The 18,821-nt window shown below is 41.7% G+C and carries 17 protein-coding genes and 1 pseudogene; 14 read left to right on the top strand and 4 right to left on the bottom strand.

Annotated elements, in window-relative coordinates; translation table 11 throughout:
• Positions 1-240 precede the first annotated feature (240 nt).
• A pseudogene (locus ADA55_RS18810) lies at positions 241-1,218 on the bottom strand (bile acid:sodium symporter family protein).
• A gap of 320 nt (positions 1,219-1,538) precedes the next feature.
• Here ADA55_RS18810 and ADA55_RS18815 point away from each other — a divergent pair.
• From ADA55_RS18815 to ADA55_RS18830, 4 genes are all read left to right on the top strand, one after another.
• Complete coding sequence (locus ADA55_RS18815; RefSeq protein ID WP_048686690.1) at positions 1,539-2,216, top strand: response regulator transcription factor; 678 nt, start codon at positions 1,539-1,541, stop codon at positions 2,214-2,216.
• Complete coding sequence (locus ADA55_RS18820; RefSeq protein ID WP_048686692.1) at positions 2,213-3,592, top strand: sensor histidine kinase; 1,380 nt, start codon at positions 2,213-2,215, stop codon at positions 3,590-3,592. The genes ADA55_RS18815 and ADA55_RS18820 overlap by 4 nt, the downstream gene beginning before the upstream one ends.
• 98 nt (positions 3,593-3,690) lie before the next feature.
• Positions 3,691-4,797, top strand: coding sequence for an ABC transporter permease (locus ADA55_RS18825; RefSeq protein WP_048686694.1), 1,107 nt, complete (start codon positions 3,691-3,693; stop codon positions 4,795-4,797).
• Positions 4,794-5,471, top strand: coding sequence for an ABC transporter ATP-binding protein (locus tag ADA55_RS18830; protein WP_048686696.1), 678 nt, complete (start codon positions 4,794-4,796; stop codon positions 5,469-5,471). Before ADA55_RS18825 ends, ADA55_RS18830 begins: the two co-directional genes overlap by 4 nt.
• Before the next feature lie 177 nt (positions 5,472-5,648).
• Here ADA55_RS18830 and bioC read toward each other — a convergent pair whose 3' ends face one another.
• Genes bioC through bioF form a run of 3 tightly spaced genes read right to left on the bottom strand, consistent with a single transcriptional unit; the run spans position 5,649 to position 8,405 of the window.
• On the bottom strand, positions 5,649-6,470 hold the full coding sequence (bioC, locus tag ADA55_RS18835) for a malonyl-ACP O-methyltransferase BioC (RefSeq protein WP_048686698.1): 822 nt from the start codon (positions 6,468-6,470) through the stop codon (positions 5,649-5,651).
• Positions 6,460-7,209: an alpha/beta fold hydrolase gene (locus ADA55_RS18840; protein ID WP_048686700.1), complete on the bottom strand. Its 750-nt coding sequence runs from the start codon at positions 7,207-7,209 to the stop codon at positions 6,460-6,462. Before ADA55_RS18840 ends, bioC begins: the two co-directional genes overlap by 11 nt.
• Positions 7,206-8,405 carry an 8-amino-7-oxononanoate synthase gene (gene bioF / locus ADA55_RS18845; protein WP_053087430.1) on the bottom strand — a complete coding sequence of 400 codons (1,200 nt, stop codon included), beginning with the start codon at positions 8,403-8,405 and terminating at the stop codon, positions 7,206-7,208. The genes ADA55_RS18840 and bioF overlap by 4 nt, the downstream gene beginning before the upstream one ends.
• A gap of 423 nt (positions 8,406-8,828) precedes the next feature.
• Here bioF and ADA55_RS18850 point away from each other — a divergent pair, with 423 nt between their 5' ends.
• The 10 genes from ADA55_RS18850 to ADA55_RS18895 all read left to right on the top strand — a co-directional run bounded on the left by ADA55_RS18850 (position 8,829) and on the right by ADA55_RS18895 (position 18,607).
• Complete coding sequence (locus ADA55_RS18850; RefSeq protein ID WP_034305961.1) at positions 8,829-9,668, top strand: YitT family protein; 840 nt, start codon at positions 8,829-8,831, stop codon at positions 9,666-9,668.
• A 154-nt stretch (positions 9,669-9,822) separates the two neighbouring features.
• A complete protein-coding gene (locus ADA55_RS18855; protein WP_034305959.1) occupies positions 9,823-10,008 on the top strand; it encodes a hypothetical protein in 186 nt (61 codons plus the stop codon).
• A 359-nt stretch (positions 10,009-10,367) separates the two neighbouring features.
• A complete protein-coding gene (locus tag ADA55_RS18860) occupies positions 10,368-11,657 on the top strand; it encodes an ABC transporter substrate-binding protein (RefSeq protein WP_048686702.1) in 1,290 nt (429 codons plus the stop codon).
• A 148-nt stretch (positions 11,658-11,805) separates the two neighbouring features.
• Positions 11,806-12,666: a carbohydrate ABC transporter permease gene (locus ADA55_RS18865; RefSeq protein WP_034305954.1), complete on the top strand. Its 861-nt coding sequence runs from the start codon at positions 11,806-11,808 to the stop codon at positions 12,664-12,666.
• Entirely contained in the window at positions 12,666-13,484 is an 819-nt protein-coding gene (locus ADA55_RS18870) for a carbohydrate ABC transporter permease (RefSeq protein WP_034305951.1), read from the top strand. The genes ADA55_RS18865 and ADA55_RS18870 overlap by 1 nt, the downstream gene beginning before the upstream one ends.
• A gap of 57 nt (positions 13,485-13,541) precedes the next feature.
• Entirely contained in the window at positions 13,542-14,576 is a 1,035-nt protein-coding gene (locus ADA55_RS18875; protein WP_034306559.1) for a LacI family DNA-binding transcriptional regulator, read from the top strand.
• Between the two features lie 218 nt (positions 14,577-14,794).
• Positions 14,795-15,523 carry a ThuA domain-containing protein gene (locus tag ADA55_RS18880; RefSeq protein WP_034305948.1) on the top strand — a complete coding sequence of 243 codons (729 nt, stop codon included), beginning with the start codon at positions 14,795-14,797 and terminating at the stop codon, positions 15,521-15,523.
• A 13-nt stretch (positions 15,524-15,536) separates the two neighbouring features.
• Positions 15,537-16,559 carry a Gfo/Idh/MocA family protein gene (locus tag ADA55_RS18885; protein WP_048686706.1) on the top strand — a complete coding sequence of 341 codons (1,023 nt, stop codon included), beginning with the start codon at positions 15,537-15,539 and terminating at the stop codon, positions 16,557-16,559.
• Positions 16,560-16,576: 17 nt separating this feature from the next.
• The gene (locus tag ADA55_RS18890; protein WP_034305944.1) at positions 16,577-17,617 is read left to right on the top strand and encodes a Gfo/Idh/MocA family protein; all 1,041 of its coding nucleotides are present in this window, start codon (positions 16,577-16,579) and stop codon (positions 17,615-17,617) included.
• Between the two features lie 21 nt (positions 17,618-17,638).
• Positions 17,639-18,607 (top strand): sugar phosphate isomerase/epimerase family protein, encoded by a 969-nt coding sequence (locus tag ADA55_RS18895; RefSeq protein ID WP_048686708.1) that lies wholly within the window; start codon positions 17,639-17,641, stop codon positions 18,605-18,607.
• Positions 18,608-18,821 lie beyond the last annotated feature (214 nt).

Genomic DNA, 18,821 nt, shown 5'->3' on the forward strand with positions numbered 1-18,821 from the left:
GTACGAGACTCCTGCGGGAAAAGCGCGTCTAGGGGAGACCCCGCAGGCGATAGCCGAGGAGGCTCCCCGACCGCCCGCGGAAAGCGAGTGCCCTACGTTCCAATCAACGTCCAAATTGTACAAGCCATAAAAATAGACAAACTCGATTTTCATCGAGCTTGTCTCAGTCTGAGCCGATTCACTCAATCGGCTTTTTTTATTCATTTACTGAAAAGCATTTTTTTGTTCATCTCCAACATATTATGATGCGTCTGTTTTTATCGAATTATTTTTATCGGTGCCTACATTTTTTTTATCTTTCATGAGACTGAAGATATAGGCCAGAACGGAACCTGATATGTTATGCCAAACACTGAAAATGGCACTTGGAACAGCGGCCAAAGGCGAGAAGTGGGCTGTTGCTATGGCTACACCTAAACCAGAGTTCTGCATACCGACCTCCATTGCAACAGCTTTCTGTTTAGCTAAATCCATCCCGCATAAACGAGCAAAGAAGAAGCCGAGTAAAAAACCAAGAACATTATGAAGAACGACTACTGCAAAAATCAGCAAACCTGTTTTAGCCAGCTGATCTTGGCTGCCAGCTACTACGGCAGATACGATCAGAACGATGGAAATGACAGATACTAGAGGTAAAGCCTTTGCACCGCCCTCTGCCTGTTTGCCGAAAAACTTTTTAACAAGAAATCCTAGTATCAGTGGGATAATCACCACTTGAATGATCGAAAAGAATAATGACCCAATACTGATGTTGACCCATTTACTTGCCAAGAGCAGAATAAGCAGGGGCGTTACGATAGGCGCTAGAATAGTGGAAACAGAAGCAATGGCAACTTCAAGCGCAACATTTCCTCTCGCAAGAAACACCATGACATTTGAAGCCGTTCCACTAGGGCAACATCCTACCAAAATAACACCAACAGCGACTTCTTTGGGCAAATCGAACCCTATTGCTAATCCGAATGCCAATAAGGGCATAATGATAAAATGTCCTGCAACCCCTAGTGCCACTTCTTTCGGACGTCGGAATACTTCTTTAAAATCCGCTGCTGATAATGTAAGTCCCATGCCAAACATGACAATTCCTAGTAATGGAACAATATAGGCTCCAATTCATATAAACTGATTAGGTAAGATATACGCAATAACTGCAAATAAAATGACCCATAAGGTAAATGTTTTACCAGCAAATCCGCTGATTTTCTCTACTACTCCCATAGTGACCTCCTAGATGTTTTAAAATAAAACAATTATAATTTATATTCAGAATATTTAAAACTCTCTTAAGCGATAAAAATATCAATAGAGCTGAACTAGCGTGAATATGACGATTCACTATAGGAAAAAAGCGGACAGGGTTTTTAGATTCTGTCCGCTTTTGACTTTATTTTTTTAAAAAAATAAGAGGGTGCTGTATATTAGTGGCAAACTAGTTTATAAGGAACTGGAAATTGAATTAGTATTTGTTGTTTTACAGGTTTAATTATTGCTATTGTATGTTTAGCCAGGGCTATAAAAGAAGTGGAGATGTGGTTTCTTTGATACATATATTAATTGCGGATGATGATCGGCATATTCGGGAGTTGCTTAAATTTCACTTGGAAAAGGAAGGGTACATGGTATCGGAAGCGAAGGACGGTAATGAAGCTTCCTTGTTACTGGAGAAGGAACGGATCCATCTGGCTGTTGTCGATATAATGATGCCGTATAAAAACGGACTGGATCTTTGTAAGGAGATCCGGGATCAATATGATCTGCCCGTCATTTTATTGACAGCTAAAGATCAACTTATCGATAAGGAAAAGGGGTACTTTGCGGGTACGGATGATTACCTCGTGAAGCCGTTTGAGCCAAGGGAGCTTCTATTTCGGATAAAAGCGCTATTGCGAAGATACCGTATGGTGAATTCTGAATCCATCTCATTGAATCAAACGGTGATTGACCGTAAAAGTTACGAAGTGCGAATAAAGGGGAATACGCTGCTCCTGCCCCTTAAGGAATTTGAGCTGCTGGCCCAGCTGGGGAGTTTTCCTGATCAGGTCTTTACGCGTGAGCAGCTTATTGAACTGGTTTGGGGTGCTGATTTTTCAGGGGACGATCGAACGGTTGATGTCCATATTAAACGGTTGAGGGAACGTTTTGCCGGCCGGACAGATGACTTTGTCATAACGACTGTCCGTGGCTTAGGTTATAAACTGGAGGTCAACAAGAAGTGAAAACACTTTATTTCAGGATAGTTATTCAAACCATTTTGATCATGGTGCTTGCCAGTGTCATCGCTTTTTTAATTTCCAATGTCTATTATCATAAGGTTCAAAAACACAACAATGGTGAGAAGATAAGCAAAGTCGCAAATGAGATCGTCTCTTTATATGAGGAGAATCTTGATCAGGATATTGATGCGTATTTAAATCATATTGCAGGATTGCACTATCAAATGTATCTATTTAATGAGCAGGGTGAAGGAACTTTATATGGTGAGCCGTTTCGGGAAACGAATTTGGACCGCGACACGATTTCCGGAGTTTTGAATGGGAATACCTATCAAGGTATCGCCAATTATAATAATGGGTTATTTATTACGGGTTTTTTTGAAGATGTATTAATTAATAGCATTGGGGTCCCGATGACCGTGAATGGCGAAAAGCATGCATTGTTTGTAAGACCCAATATAGAGCTGCAGTTTGGCGAATTTCGCTTTTTCCTTGCAGTTTTGCTCGTACTGACGCTCCTTCTCAGTTTTTTATTTGTAATCATTAATACGCGTTTCATCGTTAAGCCGATTACGAAATTAACGGAGGCTACAAAAAGAATCGCAGATGGGGATTATAGTAGTGAATTGAATGTCTCCCGAAGCGATGAAATAGGGGACTTGGCACAGCACTTCTCGAAAATGACTCATAGCATACAGCGGTTGGATGATATGAGGCAGGAGTTCGTATCGAATGTATCTCATGAAATTCAATCTCCGCTTGCATCCATCCAAGGTTTTTCCCAAACCCTTCAATCGGAGGAATTAACAAAAGAACAAAGAAATCAGTACTTGTCCATCATTGAAAAAGAAAGCAGGCGCATGTCGTCGTTAAGCAAACAGCTGCTCATGCTTGCTTCGTTGGATAAAGTAGATGATCCGCTGCAGCGGTCAAATTTCGATTTAGCGCAGCAAATCCGGCAGGTGTTGTTCATGCTGGAATGGAATTGGCGGGAAAAGGATATGGTGATCGAAATGGATTTGCCGTCAACCGTCATTTCTGCAGATGAAAAGCTTTTAAACCAAGTTTGGACGAATTTGATAACCAATAGCATTAAATACTCGGAAAGCGGCAGTTCGATCGATATTCGGATTAAAAGAATAGACAGTACTGTTGAAGTGATGATCGCGGATACGGGCATTGGAATTCCAGAAGAAGACCTTCCTTATATCCTTGATCGCTTTTATAAAGTCGACAAAGTGAGGAACCGGAGTGAAACCGGAAGCGGATTAGGACTTTCGATTACGAAGAAGACGGTTGAACTTCATGGGGGAACGATTGAAGTCCAAAGCGAACTTGGTAAAGGGACCACTTTTTATATACGGCTGCCCCTTATGTAATCAGTTGTTCATCTTCCATTCATATTGATTGTTTACAATCGGGTCATACCGATCAAACAGGACTTGATCGGTAAACAAAAGTAATGGGAGATGAAATGATGTTTTTGGCAATACGTGAACTGAAGCATTCCAAATTACGTTATCTGCTGATTGGACTGATCATGATATTGGTCGCTTTGCTTGTTTTTATCATTTCAGGATTAGCTAATGGACTTTCTTCAGATAATGCCTCATCCATACAAAACATGAAGGCTGACTATTTCGTTATGGAGCATGACTCTAAAAATAAATTGAATCGATCGATCATATCGATGGAAAAGCTGGATGAAATCCGGGCTATATCGGATGTTAAAGCAGCCGAAGGGCTGGGGCAAATGATGATCACATTGAATAAAATCGGCTCTTCGGAGAAAACGGATGTCACGATTTTTGCGACTGATGCGAGTGGGATACTAGCACCGAAGGTCATAGAAGGAAAGAGCTATGACAATAAGAAACAAGGTGAAGTCGTTGCAGATCGTTCTTTAAAAGAAGTGGGTTATAAATTGGGTGATTCACTTAAAGATGACCTATCAGGTAAGGTTTTCACGATTGTTGGTTTTACTGAAAAGCAGTCATACAGCCATACACCGGCAGTTTACATGAATGTTAAGGGGTGGCAGGAGATTAATCCTGGATTGAAAAATCAAGGTAAAGACTCAATCAGCACAATAGCCGTGCAAATGGATTCGAAGTCAGAAGAGAATGTACGTGAATCATTGCCTGAAGGCGTAACGCTCATTTCGAAAGAAGAATCACTTCAGAGTATACCAGGGTTCAAAGAGGAACAGGGTACATTGACGATGATGATTGCCTTTTTGTTTGTCATTGCAGCTTTCGTTTTGGCCGTATTCTTTTATGTGATTACTTTGCAGAAGACGAATCAATTTGGAGTCCTTAAAGCACTCGGGGCCAATACGGGCTACCTGGCAAAAAGCATCGTTGGTCAAGTAATGCTGCTTGCCGTGACATGCATAGCCATCAGTGTTGCCCTGACATACGGCGTCACTTTAATCATGCCAGAACGAATGCCCTTTGAATTGGGTGCCGATTTGGTCATTAAATATTCCGTGTTACTTTTGGCTGTATCCGTATTGGGTTCGCTGCTATCACTATACCGAGTAGCGAAGATAGATGCGATCGAAGCAATAGGGAGGGTTTCATGATGGGGGATAAACTATTATTTGAAAACGTCAGTAAGGTTTATGGGGAAGGCGATAATAAGGTAATAGCCCTTGATGATATTTCCCTGAATGTGAGAGCGGGGGAATTCGTCGCGATTGTGGGTCCTTCGGGCTCAGGAAAAAGTACTTTCCTTTCAATAGCAGGTGCGTTACTATCCCCGAGCAAAGGCCGCTTACTGCTGAATGGTGAGGATATAACAACACTATCCCCAAAAGAATTGACTCGGGTGCGCCTTGAAAAGATTGGGTTTGTATTCCAATCGTCGAATCTTGTGCCATATCTCTCCGTACGAGATCAGCTTCTGCTGCTTTCTGAATTGATCGGCAAGCGAGATAAAACAACTGTGAAAAAAGCGGACGAATTGCTTAGCCACCTTGGACTTGGCCATCGGGCAGGTCACCTGCCAGAAGCACTGTCGGGCGGTGAACGGCAGCGTGTAGCCATCGCCCGTTCGCTGATGAATGATCCAGAAATCATTTTAGCGGATGAACCGACCGCAAGTCTTGATTCCAAAAGAGGCAGGGATGTTGTTGAAATGCTTGCACATGAGGTGAAATCAAGAAATAAAGCGGGCATCATGGTAACACATGATGAAAGAATGTTGGATTTATGTGATCGAGTGGTCAATATTACTGATGGCAAGGTATTTGGATGAAGTTATACGTAAAAAGTCCGCCGCCTCTCCAAAGGAATTAGGAGTGGCGGCGGACTGAATTGCTTGAAGGGGATGGTTAACCGACAGTAAGCGGATGGAATACTAGTCGTTACTTTATATAAACGATTTGCGATTATGTATAATATTTTGCTTGTATCCCAGATGGTTATCTTCGGATTAATCATGTTTTATTATTTTAAAGAACAAGCAGTGATAGGTTGCTTTCACACCTGAATCATTTCGGTATTCTGTGTCGTATATGTTGATTAACTCTCGAAAAAAGGAAGGGCGCTGGCAGTAGTTTTCTTTGTTGCTGTTAGCAGCGCCAATCTTTTTGATTGAAGTGAAAAATTCACGTACTGTCTGAAAGTACTCCAGTTCAAGCTGTTCTATTTTTGTAATCTCGATTGGAGCTGCTGCTGAATAGGGGATTGCTGCTTCGCAAACTTGGGATAATTCTTCCAGAGTGTAAAACGTTTGGCCTGGTGAACTATCCATGGAAAGTTGAAGCTTTTCTTTCGCTTGTTCATATGATCTATGAAGCTCTTGAAAGGTATCTATTCCGAACGTTGAAAATATCAGGCTTCCTTCCGCCGTTAATCGTGTAAAAAGTTTTTCAAGGGTTGCAGGAATATCATTCAGCCATTGAAACGTTGCATTGGAAATAATCAAGTCGTAATTTTCATTTAGCACCATTTCTTCGATGTCCGTACATAAAAATGTAACACGGTCTTCCTTTGTCAATCCTTTTGCCACTTCAACCATACCGGGTGCCAAATCAACAGCCGTAATGGCGGCATTAGGGAATGTTTTGACAAGTAACCTGGTTAAGTAACCGGTGCCGCAGCCGATTTCAAGAATATTGATTTTATGATTGGTGTTTTTTTGAGGAAGCAAATCCACTAATTGCTTTGCCATGTTTTTTTGAACATTGGCATACACATCATATGTTTGCGCGTGTTCACTGAATCGCTTGCTTAACAATCGTTTATCTATCATGAACGTACTCCTTTTGAATAAATGTTTTTATATGCTCCATACATTCCTCTGGTTTTGTGAAAAATGGAATATGACCAGCACCTTCGATAATACGTACCTCGGCTTTCCCACCCAAATTCTCTTTAATGAAAGATGAAGCTTCAATTGGACAAATTTTGTCTTCCCTCCCATGAAGCATTAAAAAGGGGGCTTCAATCCGGTCGAGTCTTGCTCGAGCATCTTTCTGAAGTAAATAATCCAAACCAATCAGAAGCGAAAACACATCATCTCCATGAAACTCGCTTTGAATGGTCTTGGTGAATTGATGATAAAAACCTGCTTCTTTTTCAGCATCGGAAAACATCGCTTCATAGAAGGAAGTCAAAGTCTTCTCTTTATTGCGCGACAGTTGTTTCTTCATGCGCTCGACCATTCGCGGATCCCAGCCAAATGAATAATTTTCTCCTGTAGTGAACCGACTTGTTGCGCCAAAAAGGATAAAACCTTTTATTCTTTCTCGAAAAGAACTTGAAAGTTCAAGTGATACTAGTGATCCTAATGACCAGCCCAATAAATAAACAGGACCATTGATGGAAGCGATTGTGTTTATGACCCGTTCTTCAAAGTCATTTAGTGCCTTCATATCTCTCCAATCTATAAATGAAAGGTGAAATAGTTCTGACAGCGGTTTGATTAACGGTTGAAACGCCTCTTTTTCCATTCCCCAGCCAGGAAGCACGACTAAATTAGGCTGCTTCATTCAACAACACCCATTTCTTTTCCAATGATCGAAACTTTTTGAACTGCCCAATCAAGATCTTTTTTATCGTGGAGAGCCGTTACGGTAAACCGGATTCTCGCTTCATTTTCAGGAACGGTCGGCGGCCTGACAGCAATAGCGGCAATTCCTTCTTTTTGCAAACGTGCAGCAAATTCCATCGCTTTTTCGTTTTCCCCGATAACGATAGGAACAATTTGTGATCGGCTTCCGCAAATGTTAAACCCGTAATTTGTGAGTTCTTCTCTAAAGTATTCTGAATGTGTTTGGAGCAGTGAGCGGCGTTCCGGTTCTTGCTGTACAAGTTCAATCGCTGTTTTAATAGCACCGAGTATGGCAGGGGGAAGTGCAGTTGAATAGATGAATCCGCGCATGCGATTTTTTAAATAGTCGATGAGCCATTCTTTCCCGACAACATATGCCCCGAATGAACCAAGCGCTTTACTGAATGTTCCCATTTGGATATCTATTTTATTTTGAAGATGGAGATGACCGGCATAGCCTTCACCGTTTTTACCGTAAATGCCGCTTCCATGTGCTTCATCTGTCATTAACATTGCGTTATAGCGTTCCTTTAACCGAACTAGGTCTTCAAGATAAGCGAAGTCACCATCCATGCTGAAGACCGTATCCGTCACGATTAATTTACGTGCTTCAATCGGTGATTTTTTCAAAAATGCTTCTAAATGATCTAAATCATTATGACGATAGCGTATATGCTTTGCTCTGCTTAAAAGAGCTCCATCGACAATGCTTGCATGATTCAATTTATCGCTATAAATAATATCGTTACGGGACAGCAGGGTGGAGATTATTCCAAGGTTCGCGTTATATCCACTGTTGATGATGAGTCCTGCTTCGGCCTTCTTCCAATTGATAAGAGCTTGTTCCGCCTGCTCGTAAAGAGGATGATTGCCAACAATTAAACGTGAAGCCGTTGCTCCTGCACCATATGTATGTACGGCATCAACCATAGCCTTTTTCAGCCGCTCATCTCCTGCATATCCTAAATAGTTATTAGAAGCTAGATTAAGCATCCTGCACCCGTTGATCGTAAGCCAAGGCTGCTCGGCACATTCGGTTGATACGAGTTCACGCTTTTGCGAAATCTCTTCTAAATGAGCCAGTTCTTTTTTTATTTTTTCTTCCCAACAAGGTAAACGTTTTTCACTGTGCATGGACATTCTCCTTTTTATATGTTAACTAAAATTAATATAGGTTAACATATAAAATATTCTAATCATGACTCAATGAAACTGTCAAGCTTTGAAAAGGAGCATGAGAATAAAGTAATGATCCATTAATCTGGGAGAATTCAAGGGTCGGAAAAGGCTGGTTGATTATTTAGATATGAATCTAACCATAAAAAATAAGTTTAAGGGGAATCGGGAGGCGGTTTTGTTAAGCTAATGTATAAAAGAACTTAATGAAATTGGTGCCTTTATGTATTAAGCTCGTTCATTGAAGATAATCTAACTTTCAAGGTAGTCTTTTTGTTAAACCTTGAAATCTTTGAAGGATTAAATGAAATTCCATGTTACTATAGAGCAGTGAAATTTAACAGAATTCACATTAACCATTACATAAAGGAAGGTATAAATATGAAAAAGATTTCTTTGGATGTTTTCTTTATATTAATAGGAGCTTTTATTTTCGCTTTGGCAATAAATCTTTTCGTCATTCCCAATGAGCTTGGTGAGGGAGGAGTCACGGGGATAACCATCATTCTGTTTTATCTTTTTGAATGGTCACCAGGGCTGTTAAGTTTGATCATTAACGCTGTCCTGCTCATTGTCGGTTATAAATTTTTGTCGAAAATGACAACGGTATATACAATCGTAGCCGTTGCATTTAATTCACTTTTCCTTCATTTAACGGAAAGCTGGACGATATCTTCAGATGAATTGGTCATCAATGCGATATTTGGCGGGGTTTTTGCCGGTGCAGGTATTGGCATGATCATTCGTGTTGGAGGAACTACTGCCGGTACGACGATCCTTGCCCGAATTACGAATAAGTATTTGGGATGGAGCTTAAGCTACGGACTTCTGTTTTTCGATTTAATCGTTGCGTTCTCATCTTATTTCATCATTGGCGCAGAAGGTCTGATGCTCACTATACTAATGCTTTATATTGGAACAAAAACGATGGAATTCATCATTGAGGGATTGAATCCGAAAAAAGCGATCACCATCATTTCAAAAGAAGCGGACCAGATTGCAAAACAAGTAACCGAATTGATGGACCGGGGGGTCACTGTTTTTAGTGGTCATGGATACTATACAAAAGAATCCAAGGATATTTTATATATCGTTATAAGTAAGCAAGAGGTACTAAAGTTAAAGAGAATAGTGCAGTCAACGGATAGCAATGCTTTTATAGCCATACATGATGTTCGGGACGTATTCGGTGAAGGTTTCCTGGATATCTCGAAGTCCTGATGGTAATAATGTATAAGCGAAATGAAAAGGCCTAATTAGGCTTTTTTATTTTGCATGGCGAAAAATCTATAAATTCTGAATAATTTGTTATATTATGTAAGTAAGAAACCACACACCCTGAGGAGTGCAGCCATTAAATGTGGAGGTGTCCAAGATGATCCTTTTAAAAGTGGATGACAGAAAGTTTGGGAAAAGCAATATCAAGTATAGTGTCGTTGATAAGGAAACGAATGAATTGATCATTAGCGGTGTGTTTAAGGAATTTGGACAAGCAAGCGATAAATATTATGAATTGAAGGATGAATACGGTCCTTCCAATGTGAAGATGATATTGAAGTGAAAAGAGGGGGACCGACGGGTTTCCCTTTTTTCGTATAATGCCGGGAATGAAAATGCCCGTACAATAAATAATCGGATAAAGGAATAATCAAAGGTTTCTGAATCATATAATTAGATTAAGAGAGTTCTTAACATCCTTTTTTTACAATATACTACAATTTTATTGTAAAGTATGGAATTTGGTGGTAATATAAAGCGCATAAATGTAAACGTTTGCAATGTTTTTGTGAGGAGGTGATGTAAAAGAAGTACGATAGACTATGAATTTTATAGAATGAATGGCTTTTATTTTACTAATTTTATGCAAACGTTTTCTTAAAATTGCATGAATATTATGAGAAAAAGGGAGAGTGGGTAGGCATGAAGCGTAAAAAATGGTACGGGGGAATTCTTACTGTTTTATTGATTTTTAGTGTGATTTTGGCTGGATGCTCTTCTTCAACTGGCGGAAACAGCGACTCAAAGGATGTCGTGACGCTGGATATATTTCAATTCAAGGTAGAATTCAAGTCGCAATTCGAGACATTGGCAAAACAATATGAAAAAGAAAATCCAAATGTGAAGATCAAGGTATCGACAGTCGGCGGCGGAAATGATTATAAATCAGCCATTACGGCAAAGTTCGCTTCAGGTGAGGAGCCAGCGGTGTTTAACATTGGCGGACCGGTAGATGTCGCACAATATAAAGATAGATTAACAGATTTAAAGGACACGAAGGCTGCTGCTGCAGCACTTGACGGTACTTTGGATGGCGTGGAAGAGGACGGGCAAGTCCTTGGACTTCCATTTAACCAGGAAGGATACGGCTTGATTTATAACAAACGGATATTTAAAGAAGCCGGAATCAATCCTGATGAAATTACAAGTTATGAAGCCTTAGAGGCGGCAGTTAAGAAAATCGATTCACAAAAAGACAAATTGAAAATCGATGCAGTTTTCGCTTATCCGGTCAAAGAGAAGTGGGTGACAGGAAACCATTTATCCAATGTATTCTTATCTCCGGAGTTTGATGGGAATGTGTTGGAAGCAAGTAAGGCACCAACGGTTAAATTCACGGATGGTGACAAGTTTAAACAATTGGTCGATATCCAAAATGAGTATTCCGTCCAGCCGACAGCAAGTCTTGATTACTCCCAACAAGTGGAGGAGCTGTTCTCGCTTGAAAAGGTTGCGATCATTCAGCAAGGTAACTGGGTGTATAACACAGTCTATGATATGGATCCTGAGTTAGCTGAAAAGGGAATTGGCATCATCCCGATTCCAAATGGAGACAATGCAGGCATGCCGGTCGGTGTACCGAACTATTGGGCAGTGAACAAGAAATCGGATGAAAAGGTACAGGAAGCAGCGAAGAAGTTCCTCGACTGGATGTATACATCCGAAGCAGGGAAAAAAGCCGTTTTGGAAGATTTTAAATTCATTCCTGCTTATGAAGGATATGATGTAGAAAAAATTGCCGATCCAATTTCAAAAGAAATTTATAAATACTCCCAAGAAGGAAATACGATTGGGTGGGTGTTTAATGGATATCCGGTCGGTTGGAATGATGATCTTGGTGCAAGTGTCCAAAAATACGTAACTGGTAAATTGACTTGGGAGGAACTTGTCCAACAGAACATTGAAAATTGGGAGAAGATTCATAGCAAATAAGAGTTGGGAAATGCAAGTGACCAATCGGCAAGAAAAACGTGTCGATTGGTTGTTCCTTATTATAGAAAAGCCGCTAAGGGATTCATCAAATAACCCAGTCATGATCTAACCCATTAACTATTAAATCATTTCAAGGAGGTCGGTTTCGTTGAGAAATCGGGATGCCGCATATTGGCTGTTTTTGACACCTGTTCTTGCTGCACTCATTTTGGTTGTGATCGTGCCACTCATCTACGGATTTTATTATTCCTTTACGAATTGGAACGGTTTAGGGACACCGGATTTCATCGGTTTTAAAAATTATATAGACTTGTTTACGGATAAAGGGTTCCTTGATACATTTTGGTTCACGATTAAATTTTCCGTAGCGGCAATTGTGGTAATCAATATCATCGGATTAAGTTTGGCCCTCATCGTGACTTCGAAAATTAAATCAAGCAACATATTGCGGACAGTTTTCTTTATGCCCAATTTAATTGGCGGCTTGATACTCGGCTTTATTTGGCAGTTCATTTTTATTAAGGTCTTTGGTGCGATTGGTGATTTAACGGGGATCGAAGCATTTAATGGGTGGTTATCAACGACTGATACAGGATTTTGGGGATTGATCATTTTAACGTCTTGGCAGATGGCCGGATATATCATGATCATTTATATTGCCTATCTGCAGGCTGTTCCTGAAGACTTGATCGAAGCGGCAAAAATTGACGGAGCGAACAGCTTCCAGCGTTTTCGACATATAACTTTTCCGCTAGTGGCACCTGCTTTTACCGTCAGTTTGTTTTTGACGCTTTCCCACTCGTTCAAGATCTATGATCAAAACCTTTCTTTGACGAATGGAGCTCCCTATAATTCAACTGAAATGGTTGCGATGAACATTGTAAAATCCGCCTTCACCGAAAACGATATGGCATATGCACAGGCAAAAGCCGTTATCTTTTTCGTAATCGTGGCGGTCGTTTCGCTGACACAAGTCTATTTCAATAAAAAACGGGAGGTTGAGCTGTAATGAAGGGAAAATGGAAATTGTGGCTGATTGGATTCATCGGATTCATTTTGGCCATATTATGGCTCACTCCGTTTTATTTAATGCTTGTCAATGCTTTTAAAATGAAACGGGATATATTTGCCGATACATTGGGACTGCCTGAAACCTGGACATTGGAAAACTTCACTCAAGCTTTCGAGCAATTGGATTTCCTCCGGACTTTATTCAATTCTTTATTGATATCGGGCGTCAGTGTAGTCATCATCATCATCTTTTCTGCGATGGCAGCATACGCTCTTTCCCGAAACAAAAGTAAAATAAGTTCCCTGCTTTTCTTTGTGTTTGTAGCAGCCATGCTGATCCCGTTTCAGTCTGTGATGATACCGCTCGTTGCTCAATTCGGACAGCTTGGGATGCTGAACAAGGCTGGACTGATTTTCATGTATTTAGGTTTTGGCTGCAGTCTATCCATATTCCTATATCATGGTACCTTAAAAGGGATTCCCCTCTCACTTGATGAGGCAGCAAAGATTGATGGTGCAAACCGATTTCAAGTATTTTGGTATATCATATTTCCACTATTAAAGCCGATGTCCATTACAGTTGGGATCTTGAATGTCATTTGGATATGGAACGACTATTTGCTGCCATCCCTTGTTATTGGCGGCGCGGGATCGGAGACCATTCCACTTAAATTATTCTTCTTCTTCGGACAATATACGAAGCAATGGCATCTCGCCTTGGCTGGACTTACTTTATCCATCATTCCAGTCATCATTGCGTACTTTTTTGCTCAGAGGCAAATTATTAAAGGAATTGCAGATGGAGCCGTTAAATAACTATTTAAATATAGGGAATATTAAACCATGTGCGGTGAACGGGGAGTGTTGATGAATTTGTCTGTTACTATAAAAGACGTTGCCAAAAAAGCAAATGTCGCTCCATCAACGGTATCGCGTGTAATCCATAACAGCCCGACAATCAGTGAAAAGACCAAGCGCAAGGTACGCAAGGTATTAAAGGAAATGGGCTATCATATGAATGAAAATGCCCGGAACTTAGTCACGAAGTCAACTAAGGCCATTGGGATCGTCATGAAAAGTTCGGCAAGGGAATCACTTTATAATCCCTTTTTTCCCGAAGTGATCCGGGGCATCGGGGATTTCTGTAATAAAGAAGGGTACAGTCTTTCTCTGACTACCGGCGAGACGGAGGATGCCATCTTTGAGGATGTCGTGAAAATGGTCCAGGGCAGAAGAGTGGATGGCATGATTGTTTTGTACTCTAAAAAGGACGATAAAGTGGTGCCGTATTTATTGAAGCAGGGCTTCCCGTTCGTTTTGATCGGGAAGCCAAGTACGAACATGAGCGGTATCACATTCATTGATAACGATAATGTTCAAGCGGCCAGGGAAGTATCGGAGTTTGTAATCAATCTTGGACATGAGCGAATCGCCTTTTTAGGAGGCAGCCCCGAGTTTGAAGTGATCCAGGACCGCTTGACAGGCTTTCAACAAGCGATGGAACAGGCCGGGGTGGATGTGCGACAGGAATATATCAAATTGATTCCTTTAAATCGAACGGATGGAATAAAGGCGATTGACGAATTGCTGGAATTGAAGGAGGCACCAACCGCTTTTTTGGTTATGGATCTTTTATTGGGTGTGCTCTTACTTGGAGTGTTAGCCGAAAAGAACTTGAAAGTGCCGCAGCAAATAAGCGTCGTCTGTTTTAACCACTCAGAATTCATAGAATTTTTAAGTACCCCGCTGACAACGGTTGATATCCATACGTATCAGTTAGGGTATGAAGCCGCAAAATGCGTGTTCGATCTTATTGCGAATCCGGAAATGATGGAAAAGAGCATCAGCATTCCTACCAAAATCATAAAGCGGGAGTCGCATTTTGTTGCTGAAAAGGAAATTAAATGAAAATTGTAGAAATGTTTTACCAATTAAAGCTTGATTTTTGCTAACATAAATTTACAATATAGATTATCACTATTATTTTTGAAAATTCATACTTTCTAAGGTCGATAAGTATGTTCTTATATTTTGATCATCCCTAACGCAAACGTTTGCGTTTTGAATAAAGAGGTAATAGTTAAACATCAAAACAAGTTGTGATTCTTGAATGGAGGAGGTTGTTCATGAGAGTCCTTGTATGGAATGAGTTTCGCCACGAGAAAACAAAGCCTGAAGTAGCAAAAGTATATCCGGATGGCATCCATGGTGCAATTGCCGGCTTTTTACAAAGTGAACAGGTCGAGGTGAGGACCGCTACTCTCGATGAAGAAGAGCACGGATTAACCGAGGAAGTACTGGAACGAACCGATGTACTGCTTTGGTGGGGTCATGTTGCACATGATGAAGTTCAGGATGAAATCATTGCAAGGGTTCACAAGCGAGTACTCGAGGGAATGGGTCTCATCGTCCTCCATTCTGGTCATTTTTCAAAGATCTTCAAACGATTGATGGGAACGACTTGTGATTTGAAATGGCGGGTGGCGGATGAAAGGGAACGGCTTTGGGTAGTCGATCCGAGTCACCCTATCGTTGATGGAATCGGAGAATATATCGAGCTTGAAAAGGAAGAGATGTACGGGGAACATTTTGATATTCCTGCACCAGATCAATTAATATTCGTCAGTTGGTTTGAAGGCGGGGAGATATTCAGAAGCGGTTGCACGTATCAGCGGGGTAAAGGGAGGATTTTCTATTTCCGTCCAGGACATGAAACATATCCTACCTACCATAATCCGGAGATTCAACGTGTGATTAAAAATGCCGTTGATTGGGTCAAGCCGGAATTTGGAATCGCAACGAACTATGGTAAAGCCGAACCGTTGGAATCCATCTCATCCAAAGAGCTGAAGTGAAGGAGAGAACAAAATGGGCATAGTGAAGGTAGGAGTCATTGGATGCGGGAGTATCGCAAAAAATAGGCATTTTCCGGAGTATGAATCACATCAGGAAACGGAGATCATTGCCGTTTGTGATATTGTGCCGGACCGGGCGAATGCAGCAGCACAAAGGTATGGAGCGCAAGCATATACTGATTATATAGAACTTTTGAAGAATGAGGAGATTGAAGCGATCAGTGTATGTACACCGAATTACCTGCATGCACGCATCACGGTTGCGGCCTTGGAAGCGGGTAAGCATGTCCTATGTGAGAAACCAATGGCTACTTCTTTAGCAGACGCTGAAAAAATGAATGAAGCAGCAGCGAAAAGCGGCAAAATACTAATGATTGGTCATAATCAGCGATTTGTTCCCTCTCATCAAAAAGCGAAACAGCTTATTGAGAGCGGGGAGGTAGGGAAGGTCTATAGCTTCCGGACGGCTTTTGGACATTCCGGGCCGGAAACCTGGAGCGTGGACGGACTGGAAAGCTGGTTTTTTAAAAAGGATCAGGCGGTCATTGGTGCAATGGGCGATTTAGGCGTTCATAAAGCTGATTTATTACGGTATATCCTTGGAGAAGAATTTGTTGAAGTGGGAGCCTTTGTGGAAACGACCGCCAAGAAAAACACAGACGTTGATGACAGTGCGGCCTGTATCCTCCGGACGGAGAACGGTATCATCGGAACTCTTACCGCCAGCTGGTCTTATGCAAAAGAAGACAATGCTACGGTCATTTATGCGGAAAAAGCGGTATTGCGCCTTGAAGACGATCCGAAATACTCACTGATCATCCATCATGATAATGGAAAAACAGAAACCATCCAATTAGGAAGCATCCAGACTAATGATTCAGAAGGACAGCATGATTCCGAAGTGATCAGCCACTTTGTAAAATGTGTGGTGGACAATGAGGAGCCTCTTGTCTCAGGAGTTGAAGGATTAAAGTCATTAAAAGTCATTCTTGGCGCGATGGAATCAAATGCATCCCGAAAAATCATCCGCTTATAAAGGGGTTAAAAGTCATCATGTACAAATTAAAAATGGGTATTATCGGTGCTGGCGGAATTGCCCAAAAAAGGCATATCCCAGCTTTTCAAAAATTTCAAGATAAAGTGGTTTTATACGCCATTCAGGATATAGATGAAATGAAGGCGCGGGAAGTGGCGCGGGAATTTCATATCGAAAAGGTATTCACCAATTATGAAGAAATGTTTGCTGAAGTGGATGCTGTTACAATCGCAACGCCAAACAAGTTTCACGCGGAGATTTCCATTGCTGCCCTTCAAGCGGGTGTACATGTGTTATGCGAAAAGCCGATGGCCATTACAACCGAGGAATGTTTAGCGATAACCGAGGCTGCAAACATATCCGGTAAAGTGTTATCGACTGCCTATCATTACCGCTTCATGAAGGAAGCCCAGGCTGCAAAGAAAATGATTCAGGCCGGTGAAATCGGTGAACCTTATGTAGCGCGTGTACAGGCAATCAGGCGGCGCAAAGTCCCTGGCTGGGGAGTTTTTACAAGCAAGGAATTGCAAGGCGGGGGAAGCGTGATCGATTACGGCTGCCATTTGCTCGATTTGGCATTATGGCTGATGGATGACCCAGAACCGATTGAAATCGTAGGTTCGACATATAATTATGTCAGTAAGGGTGTCGATCAGGTCAATTTATGGGGCAATTTCGATGCCTCGGTATTTGAAGTGGATGACCATGCCACGGCATATATCAAATTTGCCAACGGAGCATCTCTATTATTCGAAACATCTTGGGCCGCGAATATCCGTGAAGAAGCAACTGTTTTGAGTTTATCCGGAACGCAGGGCGGTCTTGATGTGTTCCCGCTGGTCTTGAATCAGGCTAAGCACGGCATGCTTTTAAACAGTGAGGCAGTATGGATGCCAGGAGAGGATACACCAGACCTGCAACAGGCAGAGAACTTTATTAACAGCTGCCTGGGGTTGGCAGAACCATTGGTAAAACCATCGGAAGCCATGAAAGTTTCGAAAATAATCGAAGCCATCTATCAAAGCTCGGCAAGTGGGAAGGTCATGAGCATAAATTAATGAAAAGGTGAGGTGGGGCATGTGAAATTAGGGATCTTTACAGTGCTATTTGCTCAAAAATCATTCGAGGATATGCTTGATTATGTCGCGGATTCCGGATTAAAAACAGTTGAAATCGGTACAGGCGGGTATCCAGGGAATATCCATTGTCCACTCGATGAACTGCTCGAAAGTGAAGAAAAGCGCCAAAAATACCTCGAAGCCGTTCAAACAAGAGGGTTAACGATCAGTGCATTCAGCTGCCATGGCAATCCAATCTCTCCTGATGAAGCCTTCGCTAAAGAAAGTGATGAAACACTGATCAAAACAATCAAGCTTGCATCCTTACTGAACGTCCCGGTCGTCAATACCTTTTCTGGTACAGCGGGTGATCACGAAGGAGCTAAATATCCAAACTGGCCCGTCGCCCCATGGCCGAATGAGTATACAGATGTGCTGAAATGGCAATGGGAAGAAAAATTGATCCCTTATTGGAGGAAAGTGGCAGCCATTGCCGATGAACACAATATAAAAATCGGCCTTGAACTGCATGGGGGCTTTCTCGTCCACACACCCTACACCCTGTTAAAACTGCGGGAAGCTACATCTGATGCGATAGGCGCCAACCTTGATCCAAGCCATCTTTGGTGGCAGGGCATCGAACCAGTAGGAGCCATCAAAATCCTAGGGAAAGCGGGAGCAATCTACCACTTCCACGCAAAAGACACATACCTGGATCAGGATAACATCAATATGTATGGATTGACCGACATGCAGCCTTATGGCAATATCCAGAGCCGTGCCTGGAACTTCCGCTCTGTAGGATGCGGCCACAGCCTGCAAGAGTGGTCTGACATCATGAGCGCCCTTCGCACATACGGTTACGATTACGTCGTCAGCATCGAACACGAAGATCCGCTGATGTCAGTTGAAGAAGGATTCCAACGGGCCGTAACCAATCTGAAAACTGTACTCATCAACGAAAGTCCAACTGATTTATGGTGGGTATAATTTAGAGCCGATAACGAGCAGCCTAATGCAGGTTGCTTTTTATTTTCGCCCTTACTCGTGCAAAAGTGGATAAGTGGAATTCACGAGTAAAAGCGTGAAATTCACGAGTAAAACAGCATAATTCACGAGTATAAGTGCGGAATTCACGAGTAAAAGTGCGAAACTCACGAGTAAAAGCGTGAAATTCACGAGTAAAACAGCATAATTCACGAGT

This window comes from Bacillus sp. 220_BSPC, assembly GCF_001054655.1.
Classification (GTDB): Bacteria; Bacillota; Bacilli; order Bacillales; family DSM-1321; genus Peribacillus; species Peribacillus frigoritolerans.